Below are 23,429 nucleotides of genomic sequence, written 5' to 3'. Positions count from 1 at the left end.
CAAACTTAGTTTAGTGTTTAGTTTTAAGTCCCGAAACTTTTTCAGGGTAGCGGGAAATTGACCTAACTGGCATTGTCCCCAGCTAGAGCCGGAATACCTTGTCCTGGCGCTTCCTCTACTTATTGTTACAATACTTAACAGAGTTGCTCTGAGTCGGTTCCCAAGCTTATGAATGTTAAAAGAGTCTCCCCTATGTCACATCGGACAGACGCAAGCGATCGCATTTCTACAACAGGTGTGATGAAACCTGCCCAGACAGCGTCCGCCGCGCCAGGAGAGGCGGTCGTGGTGGAGTATGAGCTGACGCCGACAGCAGAGCAATATCCAGCAGCCGTAGATGCCCAAACCGCCTATATCCAAGCAGAAGAACTGCGCTACGACCCCGTCGCCATTACCGATTACTACCGGAGGCGTCCATTCCAAGTTTGGGGGCGATTGTTCAATATTCTGGTGCCGATACTCCGCTTTGGACTGAGTTTGTGGTGGGACAAGCAAACAGGTAGCGTTCCCAAGAACGAGCGGAAACGGGCAATTCGATTGCGGACAATCATCACGAGACTGGGACCCGCCTATATTAAGGTGGGGCAAGCGCTCTCGACCCGACCAGACTTAGTTCCGACGACTTATTTAGACGAACTAAGTCACCTGCAAGACCAACTGCCACCTTTTCCCAATGAATTAGCTTATCGGTTTATTGAGGAAGAATTAGGCGATCGCCCCGAACAAATTTACGCCGAACTCTCCCCCACCCCGGTAGCCGCTGCCTCCTTGGGACAAGTCTACAAAGGCAAGCTCAAGACTGGCGAAACCGTCGCTGTGAAGGTGCAGCGTCCCGGCTTAAGAGAAAACATTGCCCTAGATATTTACATCCTGCGTACCCTTGCCGGGTGGGCGCAGAGAAATCTCAAACAGGTGCGGAGCGACCTCGTCTCCATCATGGATGAATTTGGCACCCGCATCTATGAAGAGATGGACTATACCCAAGAGGGTCACAACGCCGAGCGCTTTGCCTCTCTATACGGTCACTTACAAGATATTTACATTCCCAAGATTTACTGGGAATACACCCAGCGTCGCGTCCTGACAATGGAGTGGATTAACGGCACCAAATTGACCCAGCCAGAGGCACTCCGCGCTCAGGGAATTGATGCCGTTCATTTAATCGAGGTTGGCGTTCAGTGTTCGTTGCGGCAATTGCTAGAACATGGCTTTTTCCACGCTGACCCCCATCCAGGTAACTTGTTAGCGACGACTGACGGTCAACTTGCTTATCTGGATTTTGGCATGATGAGCGATGTCAAACCTTATCAGCGGTATGGCTTAATTGAAGCCGTGGTTCACATGGTCAACCGGGACTTTGAGGGCTTAGCTCGCGACTACGTGAATCTAGAGTTTTTAACCCCAGACACTGACCTGGCTCCCATCATCCCAGCCCTTTCCAAGGTCTTCAGCAACGCGCTGGGAGCTAGTGTCGCGGAGATGAACTTTAAGAGCATCACCGATGATATGTCGGCGTTGATGTATGAGTATCCCTTCCGCGTTCCAGCCTACTACGCGCTGATTATCCGGTCTCTGGTAACGTTAGAGGGGATTGCGATTAATGTCGATCCCAATTTTAAAGTTCTCAGTAAAGCGTATCCCTACGTTGCCAAGCGCCTCTTGACAGACCCTTCCCCGGAATTGCGGGCATCTCTGCGCGACCTCCTGTTCAAAGACGGCAGTTTCCGCTGGAATCGTCTGGAAAATCTGTTAAAAAATGCCCGTTTCAGTGACGATTATGACCTGACTCAGGTGCTGAACCAGACTCTAGATTTTCTGTTCTCAGAGCGGGGTGCATTTATCCGGGAACACCTAACGGATGAAATTGTGAAGGGTATCGATTCGCTGGGACGCCGCACCTTCCAAAATGTCACGTATTCGCTACGCGAACGGGTGGGGATGACAGTGAATGAAGCACCGCCGTCGGCAGAAACGCCCGCCAGTCTGGAGCATATTAAACGGATCTGGGATATTCTCCAGGAAACGAGCGGATTTGACGCGATGCAACTGCTACCCGTGATTCCCCAATTGCTGATGAAGCCAGAAACTCAGCGCATGGGTCAAAAAATTGCCGGGGGTTTGGTGCAGCGAGTGGCGGCGCGATTGATTCGGGACGTTTTACTTCAGGATGCGCCCCCAAAAGCCTCCCAGAACGGTCACACGCCACGTACTTATCCCCCAACATCACCACGCTTAGCGTTGCCGCCTGCTGCCGCGAGATAAGGCTGTAGAGACCGTTGGGGCATGGGAAAACTAGCTGGGTCACTGAAGAGCGTAAAGAGCGATCGCTCTGGTGACAATCTCGTTCAGTTGAGAATGATCTTAGTTAAGAATGATCTTAGGTTGGGTGGAGCTGACGCTCCGCCCAACTTTTGCTTTATTAAGTTGGTTTATCTTGGCTTAACCTCAACTCACACTTTGATTAGGAAACGTTTACAAGAAAGCTAAGTTTGAGGCGATCGCTTCCCGACTCTTGTTAATCTAAAGCAGCATATATTGCCAATTGAATGAATCTCTAAGGATTTTGGTCATGAACGCGCAACCACAGATAATTAGACAAAGTGACTTACTCAATCGGCTGGTACTCGATCGCAGTACAGCAGAAGAAGTGGGTCGGGTAGAGCAATTGTGGCTAAATTCTCAATCTCACCAAGTCGTAGGGTTTAGCTGCAAGTCAGGATTTTTGGGTAGTCTGAAACAGGTGTTTAGGTGGGAGCAAATTACTACGATTGGCACCGATAGTATTATTGTCAACAACACTCCAGAAGTTATTGAACCCGAAACGCCAATTCAGAAAATTTCTTTAATTGGACATGAGGTGTGGACTGACGCTGGCAACAAAGCTGGCAAAATTATAGACTATCTCTTCAATCCTAAAACCGGCGCTGTTGTTAATTACTTATTTGTTTCTAGTGGTTGGCGTGGTGTTTTGAATGGTGTTTATTTGCTCCCGGTAGAAGCTATTTCTAGCACGGGTAGTAAACGAGCGCTTGTCGCGGATGCCATCGTCCAAACTCCGCAACAGTACACCCAGGGACTTAATCAAAAAATGAGTCAAGCCGCAGAGTTACTGAGAGAAGACTATAAGAAAACTCAGGATGATTTAGAAGCGCTAAAGCGCAGCGCTCAAAATATTGCTGAGCAAGTCAAAGACACAACTGAAACGGTGACTGGGATTGCTAAAGACAAGTTTTCTGAGGCGACGCAGCGACAAGAAACTTCTCAAACAAATGAGACGATAAAAACAATTGATACGACGGCTCAGTCTTTACCAAACGAGCCTCCAGAGCTACCTGGAAACACTAATTAAGCTAATAGGATAAAAAATCGATGATGAAGCACATCAAATAATCTTTACTTATCGGTTTTGATTCAGTTGATTGAGCGGCAACTTAACAGTAAAAGTCGTGCCGCTGCCAACTTCACTTTCGACAGCGATCGCACCATCGTGTAAATCAACACACTCTTTAACGATTGTCAATCCCAGCCCTGTACCAGAGATTGTGCCGACATTCGTTCCTCGATGGAATCGCTCAAACAAGCGTCGTTGGTCCTCTTTTGGGATTCCTATTCCCTCGTCCTGAATTTGGAAGATTGCCTCACGATCCTGACAGATAAGTTCAAAATGAACTTTGCCACCTCTAGGAGAATATTTAATTGCATTTGAAAGCAAATGGTCAATAATTTGTCGCAGCAGCTTTTTATCCAGGTAGGCGTTAGCACACTGCCCTTGATGAATAAAAGTAATCGCGTGTTGGGAGCCTATGCTAAGTTGCAATTCTTCCACCAACTCGCGGCTAAACTCTACTAAGTCTACTGGTATGGGATTAAGCTCTAACTTGCCAGCCTCTGTTTTATCCAGAAGGAGGATGTCGTTTAACAACCGAGCCATTTGTTTGCTAGCAGCTCTTATTTTCTGGAAATGCGAGTCTTTTTGTACGTCAGATAATTTGTGTTTGTAGCGTTCCAGTAATTCAGCAGACATAGAGATAATTGTCAGCGGCGTGCGGAATTCATGAGATGCAGCCCTGATGAAGCGAGATTTGAGATTGCTAAGTTCTTTTTCTTGTTCTAGTGCTTTTCGGGTTTGTTCCGCCTGTTTGTGGCGTTCGGTGATGTCACGCACTAGCCAGCGCAAACCGATTAAATTGCCGCAGCGATCGCGTATAGCAGCCACGTTCAGTGCAGCTGGGAACGGCTGACCTTTTGAGGGTTGTAAGCGCACTTCCCAGTCGTGCAACTGCGGGAAGTGATTCAATTCAGTCAATATATCCCTAAAAGTTTTGCGATCTTCCTTAGCCACAAAAATCGCCATCGGTTTGCCGATTAGAGAATTCTGGGATCGGTTCAGCAAAGACGCCGCCGTGCGGTTAGCCTCCTGAACGATTCCAGAGGTATTCGTCACGATGTACCCGTCTGGGGCAAACTCAAATAGCTCTTGGTAGCGCTGGCGTTCTGCTTTTACAGTCTCGCAGGCGATCGCAAGTTGTTCGTTGCGTTGCTGTAACTCCTCTGTAGCCACCTGCAACTCTTCCAAAACCGTGGAGAGTTCCTGCAAAGCCTCCATTGTCAGTGTTTCCTGCGGATGCGGAAGGGATGAGGATTCCCTAGTACGCTGCCACAGCTCGTGCAGGCGCTGTTGTGCCGCCTCAATCTGTTGGTTAAAAATTTCCTCTTCCATCACGTACTTGTTCTGTGAGAATTAAGCTTAAGGGTTGATGCGCTTGCAGGAGTTTTCCTAAATTCACGAGCGATCGCTTCCTTCATACTCACAGATTTATGAATTTAGTATAAAAGCAAATCCTCTCACAAAAGATGCAAGCTTAGGAACAGCGCTATTACTTACCACCAGAATAATATTTGTAACTACAGGAAGCGGCAAACTATAAAATTGAATATTACTATCGTAATATCCTGTCATTGCTAAGTCTCTCTACTAATCATAATTGCTTAGCACTTAATTTGAGAATTCTTAAGCATTTCTTTCAAAAAACAGAATCGTGAAGTTTTGATTAATAATTTGCGCTTACTAATCCCCAGGAATCGCCTTAATCCTTATTCTCTATTTTAATTCTAATTTTGGGCTTGCTCATAACCTTATAATAATACAATTACCAATTTTAAATTAATTAATATTTAATCATTTATAAAAATCCTGAAGTTTAAAATAAAAATCTAGATATTATGTTTGTTTCAAATATTCATGTTTAAAATTATGATTCTTTCTTTAATATGGAACTATTTTGAAAATTTATCCAAGCTTCTAAAAGATAGTTTTTTAAATATAAAAATAAAAAGATGATGCTATGTTTAACTTCTTTCCAATTTAAAATTCTATTATCAGATGTTTATAATGATGTTAAATTTGAGGTTAGTGAGTTAAGAGCATAGTATCGATTGCGCCTCTCCTACGCTTATTCCAAACGAATACAAAAGCCTATGAGTGCGGCTAGTGAAAGTGACAATGTAATGCGCTCACGTTTTCAATGATGATATCGAGCTTGGAGAAAATAAATTCTGTCATCGCTGACAAAATGGAGGTAAATCTGCCTTGGAAACACATGAGTGGAAGATTGATCCAGAAAGTCCAGAAGTAAAAATAGCTGCTCAAAAACTTAGTCCCCAGCAAAATTTTATTTTGCTGACTTATGAAAATTTAATGCAGATAGCAGAGAATTCACAGGAAGAATCTACTCAAAGAATTCTTGAATTTCCTTGGGGATTTGCCTGGACACCAGGTAAGAATAAACTCTGTTGGCCACCTGGAGGAGAATGGACACCATCTAGGCGAGCTTCATTATCCAAGTCAATCGCTAGGCTAGAACAACGTGGCTTAATTATTCGGGACAACCATAAACATGAACCTCGGATGTCTGTTGAGACACCTGCGCCTAAACGTACCACAACGGTAAAGTTCACTGCCCTAGGCCGCGGGGTAGCAAAACTGCTTTATAAACGATACTCCGAATTCACACTAGGGCATTTTCACAGGAGGGATGAATCTGCACTGAGTATCCAAGAAATAAACAAAGATTTGGAAATTTCAGAACTTAGAAAAGCTGCTCAAAAACTCAGTTCCCAACAAAAAAGCATTTTAATGATTTGGGAGTTTTGGATGCAACTAGAACAAGAGCTAGAAGACGACGACTTCGATAATTCGGATATATACAGATGGGGACTCTGGTGGTGTCCGTCAAAGTTTTATGAGAAAAGCGGCGAGAAGCCTAAAGAATGGACAGCATCCGACCGGGCTGACTTTTCCCGCTCTCTCAAGAGGTTAGAAAATCGCGGCTTAATTATCCGGAATAATCACAAAAATACACCTCGGACATCTATTGAGACTCCTCCGCCCAAACGCACTACATATGTAAAACTGACTGAGCTAGGGCGGAAAGTAGCCACATGGCTTATGAAGGGCGATCGTTATGTTGATGATACTAAGACAAATTTATCTGTAAAGAAACGTAAACAGTTAATAGAGCAGAGACAAAAAGGCTAACAAAGTAGAAGTGGCTAACATTTTTTTGTTAATCGCTTTTGCAAAACGGCTAACATATAAAAATTGTAGAAACACTGCTACAAAATTAGAAATGCTCTCTGGGGCGAAGACTACGGCAGTTTACTTCAATCCATACACAGATAAGCGTTCTCTGCTGCCCTAATTGCTGGCGTATATTTTTGTTTAGCCTTAATTACGAGGTTTTTCCTATAGTTCAAGAACTCAAACGGGAATTTCAGACCGGGTGCTTTGCCTTAAGAGAAATCCCCTAGTTCTGACGAACCAAGGGAAGCCAATTTTGTAAAATCGTTGGCAAATCATTATGAATCAGACTCAGTACAATGGGGCTGGACTTATCCAGCCTTCACGCCCATTCGCCCAAACAACAGGATACGACTTCAACACTCAAAACAAAGTGGGCAAGGCAGGAGAGTTAGCTATAGATCATTGGCTACAGTTTCTTGGTTATGGCATTAATGATGTTTCAGAGGTGCCAGAATACCAGAAGGCTGGAATTGACCGTTTATTAACTCGACCGGACAGTTCTATTGCTAAGGCTGAATACAAGACTGATCTAAAAGCCAAGCAAACTGGAAACCTATTTTTCGAGATTGTATCCGTTGAGCATCGCAATATTATCGGTTGGGGTTTGACTTCCCAAGCTGACCTCTGGATTTTTTTAATTCCCAGACAAGAGATTTTGGTCGTTGAACCAGGAAAGTTCAGGTGGTTAGTTTTGGAACATCTGGCGATACTCGAAAAGAAAACAGTGCAAAATCAAGGCTACTGTACTATCGGGTTGCCTGTACCTCTGGCAGATGTCCGGAAAATTGCTCGTCACGGTTACAAGTTTCCTGATATTCCTTTCTAACATCAAAGCGAACCCTAGAGAAAAATGGCTGAACTGCGATTGCACTTCAGCCATTTTTCAACAAAAAGTAGTGAGGAGTATGAGATTAGGAATACTCCTCCCTTCATTCCTCACTTCTTTTACTAGGCGCTGACAGTTAAGGGCTAATCTACACGCTGACAACTCCCTTAGCGGTGTACAGTACTTCTAAACTAATCCCAGTGAAGCGCGATCGCTCTCAAACTCCAAAACGTTTATGCTTGATGCTGTGCTAGCCAAGTCGCTAGCTCTGTTTTATCCGAAAAGTCTAATAAAGCCTCGCTCAATTCATCGAGAGCGGTTGCAGATAAGCTGTTTATTGTTGATTTAAAATCGGGAGCGATCGCTCCCGATTTTTGAGACTAGCAGCCAGCTTTTAGGGCTGACGGCTAAATGTTAATGGCTAACTGCTGAATTACGCGCCGACTGCTTCTTTAGCTGCATACATCACTTCTAAAGTGATGACGTTGAAACCGCGATCGCGTGCAAATTTCTCAGTGTTGCGCTTCACTTTGCCGCGCACAAAACCGGGAACTTTGTTGAGTTCTGCTTGCGCTTCCTTGTTCCAACCGAGGTCAGAATCAGCAGAAATCCCCTTGGTAATCACTTCCTTAGTATCGTGACCACCAAAGATTTCTAACAAGTGATCTTCCATTCCCAAAGTGAAGGAATTGTAGATCAAATCTGTAATTTGATTCGTGCCTTCATAACCGCAGAACGGCTTGTAACCAATGGGGAAATTTTGAACGTGAATCGGTGCTGCAATGACGCCGCAGGGAATATTTAGACGCTTACCGACGTGACGTTCCATTTGGGTGCCAAAAATGGCAGAAGGTTCCACACGAGCGATCGCATCCCCAATTTGACCGTGGTCTTCGGTGACGATCACTTCATCGCAGTATTCGCCTACCTGCTCTTTGAACCACTCAGCGTCGTACTTGCAGTATGTTCCCGCCCAAACAACGTGAATCCCCATTTCTCTTGACAGAATTTTTGTGATGGCGGCGGCGTGAGTGCTGTCGCCAAACACCACAGCTTTCTTCCCTGTCAAGTTTTGGCAGTCAATAGAACGGGAGAACCAAGCGGCTTGAGAAACGTGCAAGGTTTGCTCGTTGATGTAGTCTTCGTAGTTAACATCTGCGCCTTGAGCATTAATGATTTCCTGAATTTTGCGGATGCAACGTGCAGTTTCCACCACACCCATCGGCGTAATGTCTACAAAAGGCATCCCAAATTCTTTCTCCAGATACTGAGCTGCCATTGGCCCGATTTCGCGGTAAGGAACCAGGTTAAACCAAGCCTTTGGCAAATTCTTGAGGTTGTGAACTGATGCGCCTTCGGGAATTACTTCATTGACTTGAATCCCCAAGTCAGCCATCAACCGCTTCAACTCGGTGCAGTCGTGGTGATTGTGAAATCCGAGGCTGGAAATTCCGAGAATGTTAACCGAGGGCTTTTCAGTTTTGCCTTCGGGTAAATCGCCTTTTTTCCGGGCTTTCTCGATGTAAAGCTGGACAATTTGCCGCAGGGTAATGTCGGCTGCTTGCAGTTCATTGACGCGGTAGTGGTTCACGTCCGCCAGCATTACGTCTGACTTGGTTTCTATGGAAGCTCGTTCCACAAAGTTTTCCAGGTCTTCTTGGAGAATGCTGCTGGTACAGGTAGGAGTTAAAACAATTAGGTCTGGATGTTCCTCAACGTCTTTGCGGGTGATATTGTCCACCACCTTTTCTTGGGAACCACGCGCCAAAACGTTCCGGTCAACGGAACTGATGGTAACTGGGGTGAAGTTGCGATCGCGTTCTAGCATCGAGCGCATGACGTTGAAGTAGTCATCGCCAATTGGCGCGTGCATGATCGCATGGACGTTCTTAAAGGAACTGGAGACCCGCAGAGTACCAATGTGCGCGGGGCCTGCATACATCCAGTAAGCCAATTTCATAGAGTTCTCCCTTCGTGCTGATGACTATCAATCTATCTGGAATGAGCTGAAACAGTTGATTTCAAAGGCTAATTGTCTCAGATTGTCTCAAACATCCACCAACCCCGATCTCATGAGCAGTTAGGGTTCTGGTGAACTGGCAAAAGTGCCTGGAATGCCCTTCATCTATATAATCCAGGCTGGTATAAGAGCGATCGCACTCTGGTCGATCTGAAACGATTCTTAATTTTTAGGGATATTCCTTTATTTAATGGGTCGAGGAACTCAATGCTTTGCGCTGTGCATCTAGCAGTTCTTGAATCCCTTTTTCGGCTAAATCTAAGATTTGATTGAGCTGAGTCCGGTTAAAGGTGCCTTCCTCAGCCGTTCCTTGAACTTCAATGATGTTCAATTGGTCATCCATCACTACGTTGAAATCCACCTCAGCCGCCACATCCTCAACGTAATTCAAATCTAAAACTGGCTCTCCCTGCAACAGTCCTACCGAAACTGCGGCAATTTGATGGCGAATTGGCGATCGCTCTAACTCTCCCTGCTGTATCAGCTTTTCTATCGCGTCTGCAAGTGCCACAAACCCGCCGAAAATCGAGGTTGTGCGGGTTCCCGCATCCGCTTGTAAAACATCGGCATCTATCGTTATCGTGCGTTCTCCGAGTACCTCTAAATCTAGCGACGCCCGCAAGCTGCGCCCAATCAATCGCTGAATCTCTTGAGTGCGTCCAGACAGCTTCATAAATTCCCGTGCTTGGCGTTGGGGTGTCGCACCCGGTAGCATCCGATATTCAGCCGTTAGCCACCCTTTGCCGGTGCCTTCTAAAAACTTGGGGACACCTTTTTGAATCGTCGCACTACACAGAACATGAGTGTCGCCGCAGCTCGTTAAAACCGAACCCGCTGCAAATCGGGTGAACATTCGTTCAAACCGAACCGGACGCAGTTGGTAAAATTGCCGACCATCAGGACGCAACCAAGACATCGCACTTGCCTCAAAATTCTTGATTAGGATACAGCAGTTACCAGTCAATTTAAGTTAATTAATCTGTTGAACTTTAACAATCTACGATGATTTATTTAGGAACGACTCACTGCTATAGCTTTCGGCTAAGGCGGCGAGTCGTTTGCTATCATTTTCGTTCTGCGATTCGCAGTTTAGCGGAGCGAGAGCGAGGATTATTTTCCAGTTCATCGTCTTGCGGTGTAATCGGTTTTTTGGTTAACACCTGCAATATCGGCGATTCTCTGAAACCATGCTTTACCAAGCGATCTTCTAAACTGTGAAAACTGATGATGCCAATCCTACCGCTTGGTTTGAGCCAGGTGGGGGCTTGATTCAGGAAGGTTTCTAGAGACTTTAACTCATCGTTGACGACAATTCGTAGCGCTTGAAATACCCGTGTGGCAGGGTGAATTCTGCCGTAGCGGTACTGACGGGGAACGCTATAGGCGATCGCCTCTGCTAACTCGGTTGTTGTCTGAAACGGACGCTTTTCCACAATCGCTCTAGCAATTCGCCGCGACAGCCGCTCTTCCCCGTATTTAAAGAAAATATCCGCCAGTTCCGCTTCTTTCCAGTGATTAATGACTTCTGCGGCAGTCAGCGATTCCTGCTGATTCATTCGCATATCTAAGTCAGCTTGGTGGCGAAAACTAAAGCCTCGCTCTGGAACATCGAACTGAGCAGAACTCACGCCTAAATCCGCAATAATTCCGTCAAATATTAGACCATTCGGTTGATATTTGGTGAAATTGCCATGCCAAAATTGGATGCGTTCCCTAAAATTGTGCAATTGGGTTTTAGCCGCAGCGATCGCTTGTTCATCCTGGTCAATCGCCGTCACCCGAACATCCGGTGCCGCTTCCAGAATTAACCGACTGTGTCCGCCACCCCCCACCGTCGCATCCAGGTAGTGTCCCCCCGGACGGCTTTCCAACCCGGCAATTAACTCCCGACTCAGTACCGACAGATGAAAAAATGCCGGTGCTTCCGTCTGATTCGTCAAACTCTTGTCAATTTCATCCATCAAAAAAACTTAGCGACGATAAATAGGCGCACCCTCTATTTTGCCTATAATTTTTCCGATTTTCTGGTTGTACCCATGCTTCTCATTCCGCTCGTTCAGGATCAGCGCATAACTTTGACCGGGAAGCTAGATTTCAGAAACCAGTTTATTCAGAGTCAAAATTTATCGCCGTTGCTAATTGTCGAGCGCTCTTGCCTTGCTTTCAATAGTAGCCGGTAGTGATTTTGGGCACGCTTTTGGTAAACGTTTGCCGCCTGGATTTGCCCTTGTTTGAGAAAAGCGCCAATTAACTCGCACCCTGAAAGGAGCTGGTCTGCATTGATAGCGATCGCCTTCTCAATTGAATACCTGAGTAATCAAGCTCTTTTTGAAGACGATCGAAGTCGCAGAAAAACCAAGCTGTACCGCCGTCAATTTCCGAATTGGCTAGTCATGTCAAGCTGCCTATTCTACTTGTAAACCCAATGTCCCCATCGCGTATGACGTCGCCTTGTTCACTAAATCAGGCCCCGCTTTTTCGGGTGAACCGGCATCGAAGGGCGGGGCTGGATCGTACTCCATCAAGAGTTGAGCTATCTTGGCGGCTTCCTCACCACAAAGCGCTTTAGCAACCACGAGACCAAAATCAATGCCTGCTGTCACACCTCCCCCTGTCATGCGATTTCGGTCAATCACGACTCGCTCTGTTCCGACTTCAACCCCCAACGCGGCTAGGTGTTCCCGCATCATCCAGTGAGTCGCAGCTCGATAGCCTTGCAGCAGTCCTGCCTTCGCCAAAAACATAGAGCCGCCACACACAGAGGTAATAAACTTTGCAGTGCTTCCTTGCCGACGCAGAAATCCAAGGATCTCTGGATCGTCTATGATTGCCATCTGTTTTAAGCCGCCACCGACACAGAGCACATCCAGGGGCGGGCAATGGTCAAAGGTGGTATCCGGCAAAATCACCATGCCGTCATCGGTTTCGATCGGGTCTAGCGTTTTCCAGATTCGATGAATCTGGACATTGGGAAGCGCACTAAAAACTTGCTGGGGTCCCACAATATCCAGTGCGGTCATGCCGGGATAGATAACCAAACCAATAATCTGCTTTTGTGAGTCCGTCATACATCAATCCTACTAATAGGGCTTGCAATGAAATCTATCCTTATACTAGGAATGGCAACCCACCGCGCCTAGTCCTCGATTGAGTACTCTTTAAGGCACAACACCCAATCCAAGATGATTTCCTTACAGCTTTTATTTGAAGCCATTAGTCAGGTAAAAGATGAACAAGACCTGCGATCGCAACTCATGCCAAAAATTGGTGAGTACTTTGCTGCTAAGCGTTCGGGAATTTTTTTCTTCGACCAGCTTTTAGGCGACCGCAAGTTTCAAAAAGTGCTGAATGTTGTCTTATCTATTGAACATAATCCTGTGGCGCGTTACATAGCAGAGCGCCATACGCCTGTCCATGAAGGATTAGTGACATCCCCAAAAGCCTGGGCAATCATTTGTCCTCGTCCCGATCATTGGCACGTGATGGCAGGACCAATTATCGATCGGGGTCAATTAATCGGCTCAGTGGGTTGCACCCGTGACAAATCAATGCCTGCCTTTGATGCCCAAGATATCGCTGATTTGAGTGCCATTTGTTTACACCTATCGGTTTGGATCGCCAGCGTGCGATTCGCGCCAAGCACTGTTTTGGAACCTCAGCACCAACCCTTAAAGACCCATCGCTTAACGTCTCGTGAGTTGGAAATTGCCAACTTGGTGGCGCTGGGTCGAACCAACACAGAAATCGGAACTGAACTTTGGATTACCGAGAATTCTGTCAAGCAGGCTTTGAAGCGAATGTTCCGTAAGCTTGAGGTTTCGTCTCGTACGGAAATGGTTGCACAGCTTTTTGCGACACAACACCCTTTTCCAAGTGCAAAGCCATCTCCATCCAACTTGGCGCTGAACGCTTACCAGTAACCTTTGATGGCGTTGCCGAAATCATGACGTATTTCAGCAACGCCGGATTCTCTAAGTTGTGCAAGTTGTGCCAAAATTCCCCTTGGTTAAATGCAGCTCGAATTCCGACGTATCCTTCGGACAAAGCTCCATATAATTAAGGAAGCGAAACAAAAATCAACACTCAGTAGTAAACAGACAGTGCCAGTCGGAGTGATTTTGGCGTGTTTACGAAATTTCAGGTGCGGCTGCCCAAATCGGCTTCAAGGAGAGATGGCTGAACTATGGCAAAGATAGAAACTAGAACAGAACCGATGGTGCTGAACATGGGTCCGCACCATCCCTCTATGCACGGAGTGCTGCGACTCATCGTTACCCTGGATGGGGAAGATGTCGTGGATTGCGAACCCGTGATCGGCTACCTGCATCGTGGCATGGAAAAAATTGCCGAAAACCGCACCAACATCATGTACGTCCCCTACGTCAGCCGGTGGGACTATGCAGCGGGAATGTTTAACGAGGCTGTCACCGTTAATGCGCCGGAAAAACTAGCCGGTATCTCAGTTCCCAAACGCGCCAGCTACATCCGCGTCATCATGCTGGAATTGAACCGTATCGCCAATCACCTGCTGTGGTTGGGACCATTTTTGGCTGATACGGGCGCTCAGACTCCCTTCTTTTATATCTTCCGCGAACGGGAGATGATTTATGACCTGTGGGAAGCCGCCACTGGTTATCGGATGGTCAATAACAACTACTTCCGTATTGGGGGAGTTGCTGTTGATTTGCCTTACGGGTGGGTTGACAAGTGCTTAGACTTTTGCGACTACTTCCTGCCAAAAGTTGACGAATACGAGCGCTTGATTACAGACAACCCCATCTTCCGCCGTCGCGTGGAAGGCGTGGGCACCATCAGCCGCGAAGAAGCGATCAACTGGGGACTTTCTGGCCCGATGCTGCGGGGTTCTGGTGTCAAGTGGGACTTGCGGAAAGTTGACCACTACGAATGTTACGACGACTTCGACTGGCAAGTGCATTCGGAAACTGGCGGTGATTGTTTTGCCCGTTACTTGGTGCGGATTCGGGAGATGCGCGAATCTGTCAAAATTATTTACCAAGCTATCAAAGCACTTCCCGGTGGTCCCTACGAGAACTTGGAAGCCAAGCGTATGGCAGAAGGGCCAAAGTCCGAATGGAATGGCTTTGACTACCAGTACATTGGTAAGAAAATCGCTCCCACTTTTAAAATTCCTAAGGGCGAACATTACGTCCGTGTCGAGAGTGGGAAAGGTGAGCTAGGAATCTATATTATTGGCGATGATAATGTCTTCCCTTGGCGTTGGAAGATTCGTGCAGCCGATTTCAACAACCTGCAAATCCTCCCTAGTCTTCTCAAGGGTGTAAAACTCGCTGATATTGTGGTGATTTTGGGTAGCATCGATATCATCATGGGTTCTGTAGACCGCTAAAAAAGCAAAAGGCAAAAGGCAAAATTAGGGTAGGAAATGCCTGCATAAAACGTCTGAAACTTAAAAAGTAGCAGCGGATAGGTAGCGAATGTAACTGAATCGATTGTCGGTTAAAGGAGATAGTTTAACTGTTTCTCAAACTGAGCAAATATTCATTACAGTTGTTACATTTCGTTGCTACTTTTTTGTTGAGGTTTGTTAATGACTATTCCTGAAATTACTCAAATACTTTTGGCTGCTAAAAAAGAAAAAGGGCTAAGTTTTGCTGATTTAGAAAAGGTTGTTGGACGCGACGAAGTCTGGATTGCAGCAGTAATTTATCGTCAAGCAAGTGCTTCTGAAGACGAGGCAAGTAAGCTAGTCTTTGCCTTAGGAGTTGACCCGATATATGCTAAAGAACTAACAGAATGCCCGTTAAAAGGATTGGGAGCAGTTGTTCCTACTGACCCTCTGATTTATCGCTTTTATGAAATCATGCAAGTGTATGGAATGCCGCTAAAAAGCGTCATTCACGATAAGTTTGGGGACGGGATTATGAGCGCGATTGACTTTACTCTGGATGTGGAAAAAGAAGAAGATCCCAAAGGCGATCGCGTAAAAATTATTATGTCGGGTAAGTTCCTCTCCTATAAAAAGTGGTAGCTCGTTGGTAGGGTTGGGAAAGGCGATCGCTCTCAGGATGCGATCGCCTTCTTGATGAGACGCTGGAAAGCGCGATCGCTTCCCTGTTAAACTCCTGTTTTAAGGATTTTTTGGAGAGAACTGTGGCGAACCAACCCAATGCCGTAGAGTGGACACCCGAAGCTGAAGCCAAGTTGAAAGAAATTCCCTTTTTTGTCCGTCCCGCCGCTCGGAAAAAGATCGAAAAATTTGCACAAGAAGCAGGGCAAAAAATAATAACAGTGGAAGTTTATCAGCAAGCTAAACAACAGTTTGGGCAGTAGCAGAATTCGCCCGGAAGTTTAAGGGCGATCGTATTTTCGGTTGAGAGCGCGATCGCGTTTTGTCTCAGTTTTGCCTCAAGTATCGCAGTCGTAAATGATTCGTGAAGGCGAGATCCCCGACTTCGAGAGAGAAGTCGGGGATCTGAAGAGCCGAAACGCAACTCAAATAGGATTGCTATATCAGACGACACACACCCAGTTGAACGTTTAAAACCCGCTATAGTTGATCGTTGGATTGGGTGTAGTTGAAAATCCTGTGTTCGGCAAGCTGGTGGTGCCAGGAGTCGTGATTAACCCGCCAGAATTGCTTGTACTGGGAGTGATGGGATAGCTACTCGGCAAGCTGGTGGTGCCGGGAGTCGTGATTAACCCGCCAGAATTGCTTGTACTGGGAGTGGTGGGATAGCTACTCGGCAACCTGGTGGTGCCGGGAGCCGTTATCGTCCCATCTGGCAAGGTTGTATTACCCAAGGGGGCGGGAGACTGATTTGGTTGGGTTGTAGCATCCGGCTGGGTTGTATAGACTCCGAACATGGTTGTCGGATCGGCGGTCGTTGTAGACTGTTTTGCCTTGGTCTTTTTGGGTGAAGAACGCCCAGCCGTGCCAGTCTCCTCAGAAGCAGTTTCCTTGAGAGTAGAGTTTTGATTGAGTTGGGACATGACTGGAATACTGACCAAATAACAGATTCCTAGAAATCCAACGATGCCAACAAAACCTTTGACTAGATTCTGCCCCGCTGATGACTTTTCTGATTTTGATCTTGTTCGTGGATTCATGGGTGCTTCCTAAATTGAGTAGAGTACCCGCATGGTGAACAAACCTCTCACAACCCCGTAAATATACTTATAGACTACCCTCCCCTACACTTTAAGGAGTCTCCAAGGACAAGTGCTATAAAATCAGGGCTATCTTTATCAATCCTTTAAATAAATCGGTTATTCTCGCCCGATCGTAAAGCTTCTATGAAGTGCCTGTGAAGCGATCGCAGCAAGTAAAAAGCCGGGAAATTTATTTCCGGCTTAAAGCTAAAGTAAGCTAAAGCTTACTGGTCAGCCGTTGGTTGACTGACAAAATTCAAGAAGCAAAACTTGCAAGACTCTCCAAAACTCTCGAAACCCAATCTACACGGAAAGATTTGTCAATCAGATAGCGATCGCCTTCTCAGCGCGAGCGGTTTACTCGCAACTTTTACTCCAATTCTTTAGTTTCTCTGTTGCGAACTCGCGCACCTTCTGGTCTGGGTCATTAAGAGAGCGATCGCGCAACAGCGGTAGAGTCTGGGGATGGTCAGGATAATTTTTGATGATTGTCTCAAGTGCTATTGTCCGAGGATTAGTTTGAAAGTCGTACTCACGCTTAAATGAGTCCTTAAGGGCGCAGTTGCACAAAAATTCAAACATCCCAGGTTCATCTTTCCAACCACGGGCTAATTCTTGCACCGCCGCTTGTCGCACATCCGAATTGTCATCTGCTTGCGCCTGTTGTTTGAGAATAGGTAAAGTATCCAGGTCATCTTTCCAGCCACGGGCTAATTCTTGCACCGCCACGTATCGCACTCTCCAATCGTCATCCGCTTGCGCCCGTTGTTTGAGAATAGGTAAGGTATCTGGGTCATCTTTCCAACCACGGGCTAATTCTTGCACCGCCGCGTATCGCACTCTCCAATCGTCATCCGCTTGCGCCCGTTGTTTGAGCCAAGGTAAGGTATCCGGGTCATCTTTCCATCCACAGGCTAATTCTCGCACCGCCGCGTATCGCACAGCCAAACCGTCATCCGCTTGCGCCCGTTGTTTGAGCCAAGGTAAGGTATCCGGGTCATCTTTCCAACCACGGGCTAATTCTTGCACCGCCGCTTCTCGCACATCCGAATCGTCATCCGCTTGCGCCCGTTGTTTGAGCCAAGGTAAGGTATCCGGGTCATCTTTCCAAGTTGTGGCGACAGATGAAACGGCTTGAGTGCGAATTTCCCTAACCAAGTTTGCCTCATATTCATAGAATTTGTAAGAGTAAGGTAGGTCATACTGAGTTAAGCCCTTCACCTGATTGAGGAGTTGGTCAGTTATTGCTGCAATTGACGAGCGGTTCCTTACTTCTGAAAGGCACTCAGCTGCTAAAAATAGATTGATAAACTTCTCATCCTCGCCCTTCTGCGCCATCAGATAATCTAAAATTTCGCCTGCAAATTTTGTATTAATCATTCCCGCAATCAGCCGCAGAACTTCATGCCAAGATTCATCCTGCCAATGCTTGCCAAAAACCTCAGTTTTCAACTGTTCCAGTGAAAGATTGCGTTCCTTCTCAAATTGCCAGACAAACTCACTAGCACAGAAATACTCCAAAAACGTCCGATGCACAAAAGCATAGTAATCTGCGCCCAAAAAACACAAAATAAAGTTACGATGTCGCAGTTGCTCAATTAGTACCCTAGCAACAGTTCTCGCTTGCTCAACTTCTATAGTTTTCACATAACCAGTCAATACTTTTTCTAAATTATCTGCACTAATCAAGTTGCCAGCCAAACCTTTTTCACTAGCTTGCATCTGGTAGGCAACCTGACGCAATATCGCCTGCTTATCTTTATAGTCAATCGTTACCGAATCTATCCTCGAATTTTCCAGCAATTTCTGCTTCACATCCCATTGATGCAGCAGTAACCGCGAGGCTTGGTTATAGAGTTCTGGTCTATCTCTTGGCAATTCTTGATTGAGGTTTAAAATTGCCATCATCGTCAGTAACAGAGGATTTCTTGCCAGTTCTCCAATTGCTGATGAAGTCTCAATTGCCCTTTGCAGCCGCTCCCGATTTCTAATTTTATCCGTCTCATCCGTGAACGTTAATTCATGCCATCTGTAGATAAAATCCTCAATTTGTTCTGTCTCTAAATCTTGCAGCATAAAGTGACGAAACTGGGCATCTCGCAACCGTTGTGGTTTATAACCAATAATGCGAGAGGTGACAATTACCCGCACCTTCGGATAATCATTTGTAAAGCGATGAATATCAGTAATAATCTCTTCACGTTTCCCTGGATCGAACACCTCATCCAACCCATCAAACATCACCAAAACCTTGCCACCTTTTAGCAGTTCGTGGAGTTCATGCTGATTGAGGCGACAGACAATTCCACGGCCTTTGTGGAAGAATTCCAGAAAATCTTTGCACTCTCCAGAGTCGCGATTGCGAATGTAAGTCCGCAATTCAATCAACAACGGAATCGACTGTTCAATGACAGTATTGAGAGGCGTTCTTGCCCAATTCAAAGCGATGTATTGCAACAATGTGGACTTTCCCGAACCCGGATCGCCCAAAATTACAACATAAGGATAGGTTTGATAATCATTAACAATATCTAAAACTGAGCGAACGGGCTGTTGATAATAAACTTCTTTGTATCGTTGCCACTCCTCCGGGTTAACGTCTGCTTCGAGTTGGTTACTTTCCCTCAGCCGTTTTTGATGCTCTTTAGGAATCTCGTAAACTTGGGGTAAATATTCCTGGCATTCTCGCACATCTTGTGCTACGAAAATTTGCCATACCTTGAGTTTTTCTCGATAGTCGTAAACACTCGTATCTAAACTATCTAAATTAAGATTGCTATATTGCTCTCGCAGCCCTTCCTGATATCGCCTTAAGTCAAATTCAGTAGGAATTCCAGCTAGTTCTTTAGTGTTTTCTTGAATAGCTTCTATATTTTTTGAATCATAGATAACCCGTAATTCAGGCAATTCTCGAATAATCGCTTTAACTTTCTTCCGGTACAGCTTGCCAACCAAATCCCAATCAAATTCTTTGGGTAGCAAAGGCGATAAATCAAGCTGATTCCAAGTTTGAGCTAAGGTTTTTGTATCTAAAGCTTGACAGTCATCTTTAAAAGCGCTTCCCAAAATCTCTTTAACCGATTTATTCTGAAGAAATTCCTTTAATGGTTTGGTATATTGCTGCAATTGCTCATCAGAAACATCTGTATCTTTTAATTCCTGTTGTACCAGTTGCAGAAATTCATTGATAGCCTTACCAGCCGCAACCTGACGAGGGTCTTTCTCCCGTAGTACAACGTGTTTCAGCGAATCTTTGAAGAAATCTTTAGCAAAGTCTTTTGCTCCCTCCTTTGCCAAATCTTGCACAATGGGGTACACCAGACCCCCGACAGCTTGAGAAACTCCCCAGACCAATAACCAATCCACCATAATACTCGCATCTGCTGAATTCCGTAGACTACGAGTATAGCGAGAGAGTTGGAGCGATCGCTTTCAGCGTGCGAGTCTCGAAAGAGCGATCGCGACAACCAATTAGTATGGAGTTGATATCAGATAATTTTGATGCCCAGAGGTTTTTTATGAACGAAAGCACCATTAACACGCAAGCGAATATCTCTGCTGAGTCCCCGTTATGGGAAGAACTTGCCGATGAAGCAGCCGCTACTTGCGTCGGAGGAAGTGTCTTGACGGATCTTTTAGGCGAATTGGATGATGCGATCGCATCATCGCCTTTTTCAGAAGAAGGTAGCCAGTTTGTTGAGGAAAATAGCGGGACTATTCAAGACATCTTTCAAGGTTGGATCAATTATATTGACCTGATTAACAGCCTGGGTTGAAGCCTCTAGCACTCTAGCAATTCTCTATGGGATGGAGTACATAGCCCCACCCCTGCCCCTCCTACAAAGGTCGAGCCATTCAATATTGCCCCTCTCCACGAATGTCGAGTCATTCAATATTGCCCCTCTCCGTCCACGGAGAGGGGTTGGGGGTGAGGTTCCGAATTCCCCTCTCCTACTGCTCTACATAAAATCGCGGGGGTCGGTTACATATCCAGTCAACGCCGAAGCCGCAGCCGTATAAGGTGAAGCTAGATAAATCCCCGCCTCTTTATTGCCCATGCGACCGGGGAAATTGCGGTTAGTCGTAGAAACGCAAATTTCCGGCTCATTCACACGACCGAAAGTATCCTTGGGACCACCCAAACAAGCCGCGCAGGAAGGTGCCGCAGGCTCAATGCAACCAGCCGCCAAGAAAATCTCAGACAAAGTTTGCCCTTCGTACTTCTGGGTGAACAAGTCTTCGTAGACTTTCTGCGTTGCCGGTACTAAATAAGTAGGAACCTTCACCTGCTGTCCCTTAAGAATGCGGGCAGCGTACATAAAATCTGAGGTTTTGCCGCCAGTGCAGGAGCCGATATAAACTCGGTCAATCTTGACATCCCGGCATTCCCGCGCCAAGGCACGATTATCTGGAGAATGGGGCTTCGCGACGACCGGCTCTAACTTGGAGACATCATAATGCCGATCCGAGTAGAAACGAGCATCAGCATCTGTATAAACTGGCTCAAAAGGCTTATCAGTCCGGGCGCGGACGTACTCAAACGTCGTCTCATCCGGGGCGACTGTGCCATTTTTGCCACCCGCCTCAATTGCCATATTACACAGCGTCATCCGGTCTTCCATCGACAGACCGTTAATGGTGGTACCGGCAAATTCCAGCGCCCGATACGTGGCTCCAGCAACACCAATATCTCCAATGATTTGCAAGATCAGGTCTTTCGCCAACAGGTAATTTGGCATCTCGCCCTCAAAGACAAAGCGCATCGTCGCCGGGACTTTGATCAGCAGCTTGCCGGTTCCCATAATGAAGCCAGCGTCCGTGTTGCCGATGCCGGTGGCGAACTGACCAAAAGCGCCCGCGTTGCAGGTGTGGGAATCGGTACCAAACAGCACTTCCCCAGGACGGGTGTGACCTTCTTGTGCCAGGGCAATGTGGCAAACACCTTTGTAATCGGGATTGGCTTTAAAGTCGGCTCGGTCGGTGATGTCATAGAAATATTTAATGTCTTGCTCTTTGGCAAAGTCGCGCAGAATATCAACGTTGCGGTTAGCGCGTTCGTCGGCAGTAAAAATGTAATGGTCTGGAATCAAAACAATTTTTTCTTTGTCCCAGACTTTGGCATCTGCGCCAAATTCGCGCTTGAACACCCCGATTGTACCGGGACCACAAACGTCATGGGTCATTAACAAATCAACGTTAACCCAAATATTCTCCGCCGGTTCGACAATAGCCCGACCAGAGGCACGAGCCAAGATTTTTTCGGTGAGAGTCATCCCCATAGCTATTTTCCTCTTTCCTTGCAAAGACGCGATCGCTTTTATTTGATAATGCCTATTTTCTCCAGCCCTCTGTCATTCTATAACAATGTATTTCAGACAACTAATACTAAGGATAGATGTGGGGTGGATACGTGAAATGTTTTAGTCTCAACCTTTCCACGATTTTACCCACTCAAATTTATCAGGCAAAACTAAAAATAAGGGTTCAACGTTACTAGAGATAAATCTGAAGATAAATATAAATATTAAAAACGCTCGTAGATTCATCAATCTACATTTATATCCCTAAATATTAATCACTGATTTTTCTGACGTTGCGAGTAAGGAATAATGGGTAATTGGTATAGGTAAAAACTTTTCAGTTCTAGAGACGCCATTATCGCCTCTAAATTTTGAATTCAAGAGCTTTCTTCAACTCAAAACACTCATTACCCATTACCCATTAACCATTACCACTTCAACAGATTAAACTGCTCCATGTCCACCGTCTCGCGGTTGCGATAGATTGATAGCACAATCGCCAAACCCACAGCGGCTTCAGCGGCTGCAACAGTAATCACAAAGACGGAAAAAACCTGACCTTTAATTTCTTGAGGATCGAGAAAATTAGAAAAGGCCATTAAATTCAGGTTGACAGAATTCAGCAGCAATTCAATCGACATCAGCACGCGAACAGCATTACGGCTGGTAATCAAGCCATAGATACCGATGCAGAAGAGGGCAGCGGCTAGCAGTAGAAAATACTGAAGTTCTAGGTGCATGAGTTTTCTTTGTTTCTATGTGTTGGTATCTGCGGGGAGTTTACCGCTTTCGGAGCCGACCGTCAAAAGTTCGCGAGGACGTTCCGGCAACGTTAAAGAGGTTGGTTGAGTTAGCTGAGGTGAAATTTCTTCTGGAATATACTCACGACGTGCCAGAACAATTGCGCCCACCATTGCCATCAACAACAACACAGATGCCAACTCAAAAGGTAGCAAAAAGTCACTGAAGAAATGCAGACCAATCTGCACAATGCTACTTTCAATGGGAGTGGTCAAGACTGCTAAAGTCCAGGGAGTTCTGATCACCATCGTACCCAGAAGCCCAAACAAGCCGATACAGACCAAAGCCGTTGATGCTTGGCGAATCCAGCGATTGCGAATGGGTGCAAAATCTTCCCGCTTGTTTACCAGCATGATGGCAAACAAAATCAGGACGTTAATCGCTCCAACATAAATGAGAACCTGCGCCGCCGCTACAAAGTCTGCATTGAGAAGAAGATACAGCCCAGCGATGCTGACAAAAACTCCACCCAGTAAGAAGGCTGAGTAGACAATATTAGTAAACAGCACCACTCCTAAAGCTGAGCCAATCATCATCAGCGACAGCAGGCCAAACGAAACAATCTGAACGCCTTCAGCTAGATTCATTTTTGTCCTTTGTCAGTAGTCAATCGTTTATTTGTCATTCGTCATTCATCATTAGTTTTTTACAAGTGACGTCTAATGTGAATTAGACAAAGGAACGGGAGAGATTGAGAATCAAAGTACCACCCATGAAACTCATCTCTCCGATGACTAGCATAGACTTTCCTAACTTGATGATTGTCGT

General features: G+C 46.0%; 19 protein-coding genes and 1 pseudogene. 9 read left to right on the top strand and 11 right to left on the bottom strand.

Annotated elements, in window-relative coordinates; translation table 11 throughout:
* The first annotated feature begins 168 nt into the window (after positions 1–168).
* Positions 169–2,262, top strand: coding sequence for an AarF/ABC1/UbiB kinase family protein (locus NC996_RS00100; RefSeq protein WP_190532972.1), 2,094 nt, complete (start codon positions 169–171; stop codon positions 2,260–2,262).
* Between the two features lie 307 nt (positions 2,263–2,569).
* A complete protein-coding gene (locus NC996_RS00095) occupies positions 2,570–3,349 on the top strand; it encodes a PRC-barrel domain-containing protein (protein ID WP_190428706.1) in 780 nt (259 codons plus the stop codon).
* A gap of 48 nt (positions 3,350–3,397) precedes the next feature.
* Here the strand turns inward: NC996_RS00095 and NC996_RS00090 are convergent, their stop codons facing one another.
* Positions 3,398–4,720 carry an ATP-binding protein gene (locus NC996_RS00090; RefSeq protein WP_190532977.1) on the bottom strand — a complete coding sequence of 441 codons (1,323 nt, stop codon included), beginning with the start codon at positions 4,718–4,720 and terminating at the stop codon, positions 3,398–3,400.
* Between the two features lie 870 nt (positions 4,721–5,590).
* On the opposite strand from NC996_RS00090, the gene NC996_RS00085 reads away from it, so the two are divergent.
* Entirely contained in the window at positions 5,591–6,538 is a 948-nt protein-coding gene (locus NC996_RS00085; protein ID WP_190428708.1) for a hypothetical protein, read from the top strand.
* Positions 6,539–6,860: 322 nt separating this feature from the next.
* The gene (locus NC996_RS00080; protein ID WP_199292090.1) at positions 6,861–7,409 is read left to right on the top strand and encodes a hypothetical protein; all 549 of its coding nucleotides are present in this window, start codon (positions 6,861–6,863) and stop codon (positions 7,407–7,409) included.
* Between the two features lie 233 nt (positions 7,410–7,642).
* Here the strand turns inward: NC996_RS00080 and NC996_RS00075 are convergent.
* From NC996_RS00075 to NC996_RS00055, 5 genes and pseudogenes are all read right to left on the bottom strand, one after another.
* A pseudogene (locus tag NC996_RS00075) lies at positions 7,643–7,774 on the bottom strand (DUF4351 domain-containing protein); the annotation flags it as partial.
* Positions 7,775–7,842: 68 nt separating this feature from the next.
* The gene (gene bchB / locus NC996_RS00070; protein ID WP_190526583.1) at positions 7,843–9,369 is read right to left on the bottom strand and encodes a ferredoxin:protochlorophyllide reductase (ATP-dependent) subunit B; all 1,527 of its coding nucleotides are present in this window, start codon (positions 9,367–9,369) and stop codon (positions 7,843–7,845) included.
* 247 nt (positions 9,370–9,616) lie between these two features.
* The gene (gene rph, locus NC996_RS00065) at positions 9,617–10,345 is read right to left on the bottom strand and encodes a ribonuclease PH (protein WP_277878912.1); all 729 of its coding nucleotides are present in this window, start codon (positions 10,343–10,345) and stop codon (positions 9,617–9,619) included.
* Positions 10,346–10,493: 148 nt separating this feature from the next.
* Entirely contained in the window at positions 10,494–11,390 is an 897-nt protein-coding gene (rsmH, locus tag NC996_RS00060) for a 16S rRNA (cytosine(1402)-N(4))-methyltransferase RsmH (protein ID WP_190532981.1), read from the bottom strand.
* Between the two features lie 444 nt (positions 11,391–11,834).
* Positions 11,835–12,497 (bottom strand): DJ-1/PfpI family protein, encoded by a 663-nt coding sequence (locus tag NC996_RS00055; protein WP_190683078.1) that lies wholly within the window; start codon positions 12,495–12,497, stop codon positions 11,835–11,837.
* A 114-nt stretch (positions 12,498–12,611) separates the two neighbouring features.
* Between NC996_RS00055 and NC996_RS00050 the strand changes: the two genes are divergently transcribed.
* The 4 genes from NC996_RS00050 to NC996_RS00035 all read left to right on the top strand — a co-directional run bounded on the left by NC996_RS00050 (position 12,612) and on the right by NC996_RS00035 (position 15,741).
* Complete coding sequence (locus NC996_RS00050; RefSeq protein ID WP_190683076.1) at positions 12,612–13,349, top strand: LuxR C-terminal-related transcriptional regulator; 738 nt, start codon at positions 12,612–12,614, stop codon at positions 13,347–13,349.
* 263 nt (positions 13,350–13,612) lie between these two features.
* Positions 13,613–14,797, top strand: coding sequence for an NAD(P)H-quinone oxidoreductase subunit H (locus NC996_RS00045; RefSeq protein WP_190683073.1), 1,185 nt, complete (start codon positions 13,613–13,615; stop codon positions 14,795–14,797).
* A gap of 201 nt (positions 14,798–14,998) precedes the next feature.
* On the top strand, positions 14,999–15,439 hold the full coding sequence (gene cynS, locus NC996_RS00040; RefSeq protein ID WP_190683069.1) for a cyanase: 441 nt from the start codon (positions 14,999–15,001) through the stop codon (positions 15,437–15,439).
* A 122-nt stretch (positions 15,440–15,561) separates the two neighbouring features.
* On the top strand, positions 15,562–15,741 hold the full coding sequence (locus NC996_RS00035; protein WP_190413517.1) for a PCP reductase family protein: 180 nt from the start codon (positions 15,562–15,564) through the stop codon (positions 15,739–15,741).
* A 207-nt stretch (positions 15,742–15,948) separates the two neighbouring features.
* On the opposite strand, the gene NC996_RS00030 is transcribed toward NC996_RS00035, so the two are convergent.
* Together NC996_RS00030 and NC996_RS00025 are read right to left on the bottom strand one after the other, a co-directional pair.
* A complete protein-coding gene (locus NC996_RS00030) occupies positions 15,949–16,518 on the bottom strand; it encodes a hypothetical protein (protein WP_190683065.1) in 570 nt (189 codons plus the stop codon).
* Positions 16,519–16,917: 399 nt separating this feature from the next.
* A complete protein-coding gene (locus NC996_RS00025) occupies positions 16,918–19,929 on the bottom strand; it encodes a HEAT repeat domain-containing protein (RefSeq protein ID WP_190683061.1) in 3,012 nt (1,003 codons plus the stop codon).
* A 149-nt stretch (positions 19,930–20,078) separates the two neighbouring features.
* On the opposite strand from NC996_RS00025, the gene NC996_RS00020 reads away from it, so the two are divergent.
* Positions 20,079–20,336, top strand: a complete 258-nt coding sequence (locus tag NC996_RS00020; protein ID WP_190435729.1) for a hypothetical protein — start codon at positions 20,079–20,081, stop codon at positions 20,334–20,336.
* 183 nt (positions 20,337–20,519) lie between these two features.
* Here the strand turns inward: NC996_RS00020 and NC996_RS00015 are convergent, their stop codons facing one another.
* From NC996_RS00015 to NC996_RS00005, 3 genes are all read right to left on the bottom strand, one after another.
* Entirely contained in the window at positions 20,520–21,839 is a 1,320-nt protein-coding gene (locus NC996_RS00015) for a 3-isopropylmalate dehydratase large subunit (RefSeq protein WP_190413508.1), read from the bottom strand.
* A 449-nt stretch (positions 21,840–22,288) separates the two neighbouring features.
* Entirely contained in the window at positions 22,289–22,600 is a 312-nt protein-coding gene (gene nuoK / locus NC996_RS00010; protein ID WP_190413505.1) for an NADH-quinone oxidoreductase subunit NuoK, read from the bottom strand.
* A gap of 15 nt (positions 22,601–22,615) precedes the next feature.
* Positions 22,616–23,248 carry an NADH-quinone oxidoreductase subunit J gene (locus NC996_RS00005; RefSeq protein ID WP_190413503.1) on the bottom strand — a complete coding sequence of 211 codons (633 nt, stop codon included), beginning with the start codon at positions 23,246–23,248 and terminating at the stop codon, positions 22,616–22,618.
* Between the last annotated feature and the right edge of the window lie 181 nt (positions 23,249–23,429).

It is taken from the genome of Trichocoleus sp. ST-U2, from assembly GCF_039961875.1.
Lineage (GTDB): Bacteria > Cyanobacteriota > Cyanobacteriia > Cyanobacteriales > FACHB-T130 > FACHB-T130.
The sequence above is the reverse complement of the archived record's forward strand: the minus strand, read 5'-3'. Positions and strand labels throughout refer to the sequence as shown.

What these genes read in the sequence shown, in the direction of transcription:
- NC996_RS00050 (WP_190683076.1), top strand. Translation starts at nt 12,612, where the DNA reads ATGATTTCCTTACAGCTTTTATTTGAAGCCATTAGTCAGGTAAAAGAT.
- NC996_RS00015 (WP_190413508.1), bottom strand. Translation starts at nt 21,839, where the DNA reads ATGGGGATGACTCTCACCGAAAAAATCTTGGCTCGTGCCTCTGGTCGG.
- rph (WP_277878912.1), bottom strand. Translation starts at nt 10,345, where the DNA reads ATGTCTTGGTTGCGTCCTGATGGTCGGCAATTTTACCAACTGCGTCCG.
- rsmH (WP_190532981.1), bottom strand. Translation starts at nt 11,390, where the DNA reads ATGGATGAAATTGACAAGAGTTTGACGAATCAGACGGAAGCACCGGCA.
- NC996_RS00025 (WP_190683061.1), bottom strand. Translation starts at nt 19,929, where the DNA reads ATGGTGGATTGGTTATTGGTCTGGGGAGTTTCTCAAGCTGTCGGGGGT.
- NC996_RS00080 (WP_199292090.1), top strand. Translation starts at nt 6,861, where the DNA reads ATGAATCAGACTCAGTACAATGGGGCTGGACTTATCCAGCCTTCACGC.
- NC996_RS00095 (WP_190428706.1), top strand. Translation starts at nt 2,570, where the DNA reads ATGAACGCGCAACCACAGATAATTAGACAAAGTGACTTACTCAATCGG.
- NC996_RS00030 (WP_190683065.1), bottom strand. Translation starts at nt 16,518, where the DNA reads ATGAATCCACGAACAAGATCAAAATCAGAAAAGTCATCAGCGGGGCAG.
- NC996_RS00020 (WP_190435729.1), top strand. Translation starts at nt 20,079, where the DNA reads ATGAACGAAAGCACCATTAACACGCAAGCGAATATCTCTGCTGAGTCC.
- NC996_RS00005 (WP_190413503.1), bottom strand. Translation starts at nt 23,248, where the DNA reads ATGAATCTAGCTGAAGGCGTTCAGATTGTTTCGTTTGGCCTGCTGTCG.
- NC996_RS00090 (WP_190532977.1), bottom strand. Translation starts at nt 4,720, where the DNA reads ATGGAAGAGGAAATTTTTAACCAACAGATTGAGGCGGCACAACAGCGC.
- cynS (WP_190683069.1), top strand. Translation starts at nt 14,999, where the DNA reads ATGACTATTCCTGAAATTACTCAAATACTTTTGGCTGCTAAAAAAGAA.
- NC996_RS00055 (WP_190683078.1), bottom strand. Translation starts at nt 12,497, where the DNA reads ATGACGGACTCACAAAAGCAGATTATTGGTTTGGTTATCTATCCCGGC.
- bchB (WP_190526583.1), bottom strand. Translation starts at nt 9,369, where the DNA reads ATGAAATTGGCTTACTGGATGTATGCAGGCCCCGCGCACATTGGTACT.
- NC996_RS00045 (WP_190683073.1), top strand. Translation starts at nt 13,613, where the DNA reads ATGGCAAAGATAGAAACTAGAACAGAACCGATGGTGCTGAACATGGGT.
- NC996_RS00100 (WP_190532972.1), top strand. Translation starts at nt 169, where the DNA reads ATGAATGTTAAAAGAGTCTCCCCTATGTCACATCGGACAGACGCAAGC.
- nuoK (WP_190413505.1), bottom strand. Translation starts at nt 22,600, where the DNA reads ATGCACCTAGAACTTCAGTATTTTCTACTGCTAGCCGCTGCCCTCTTC.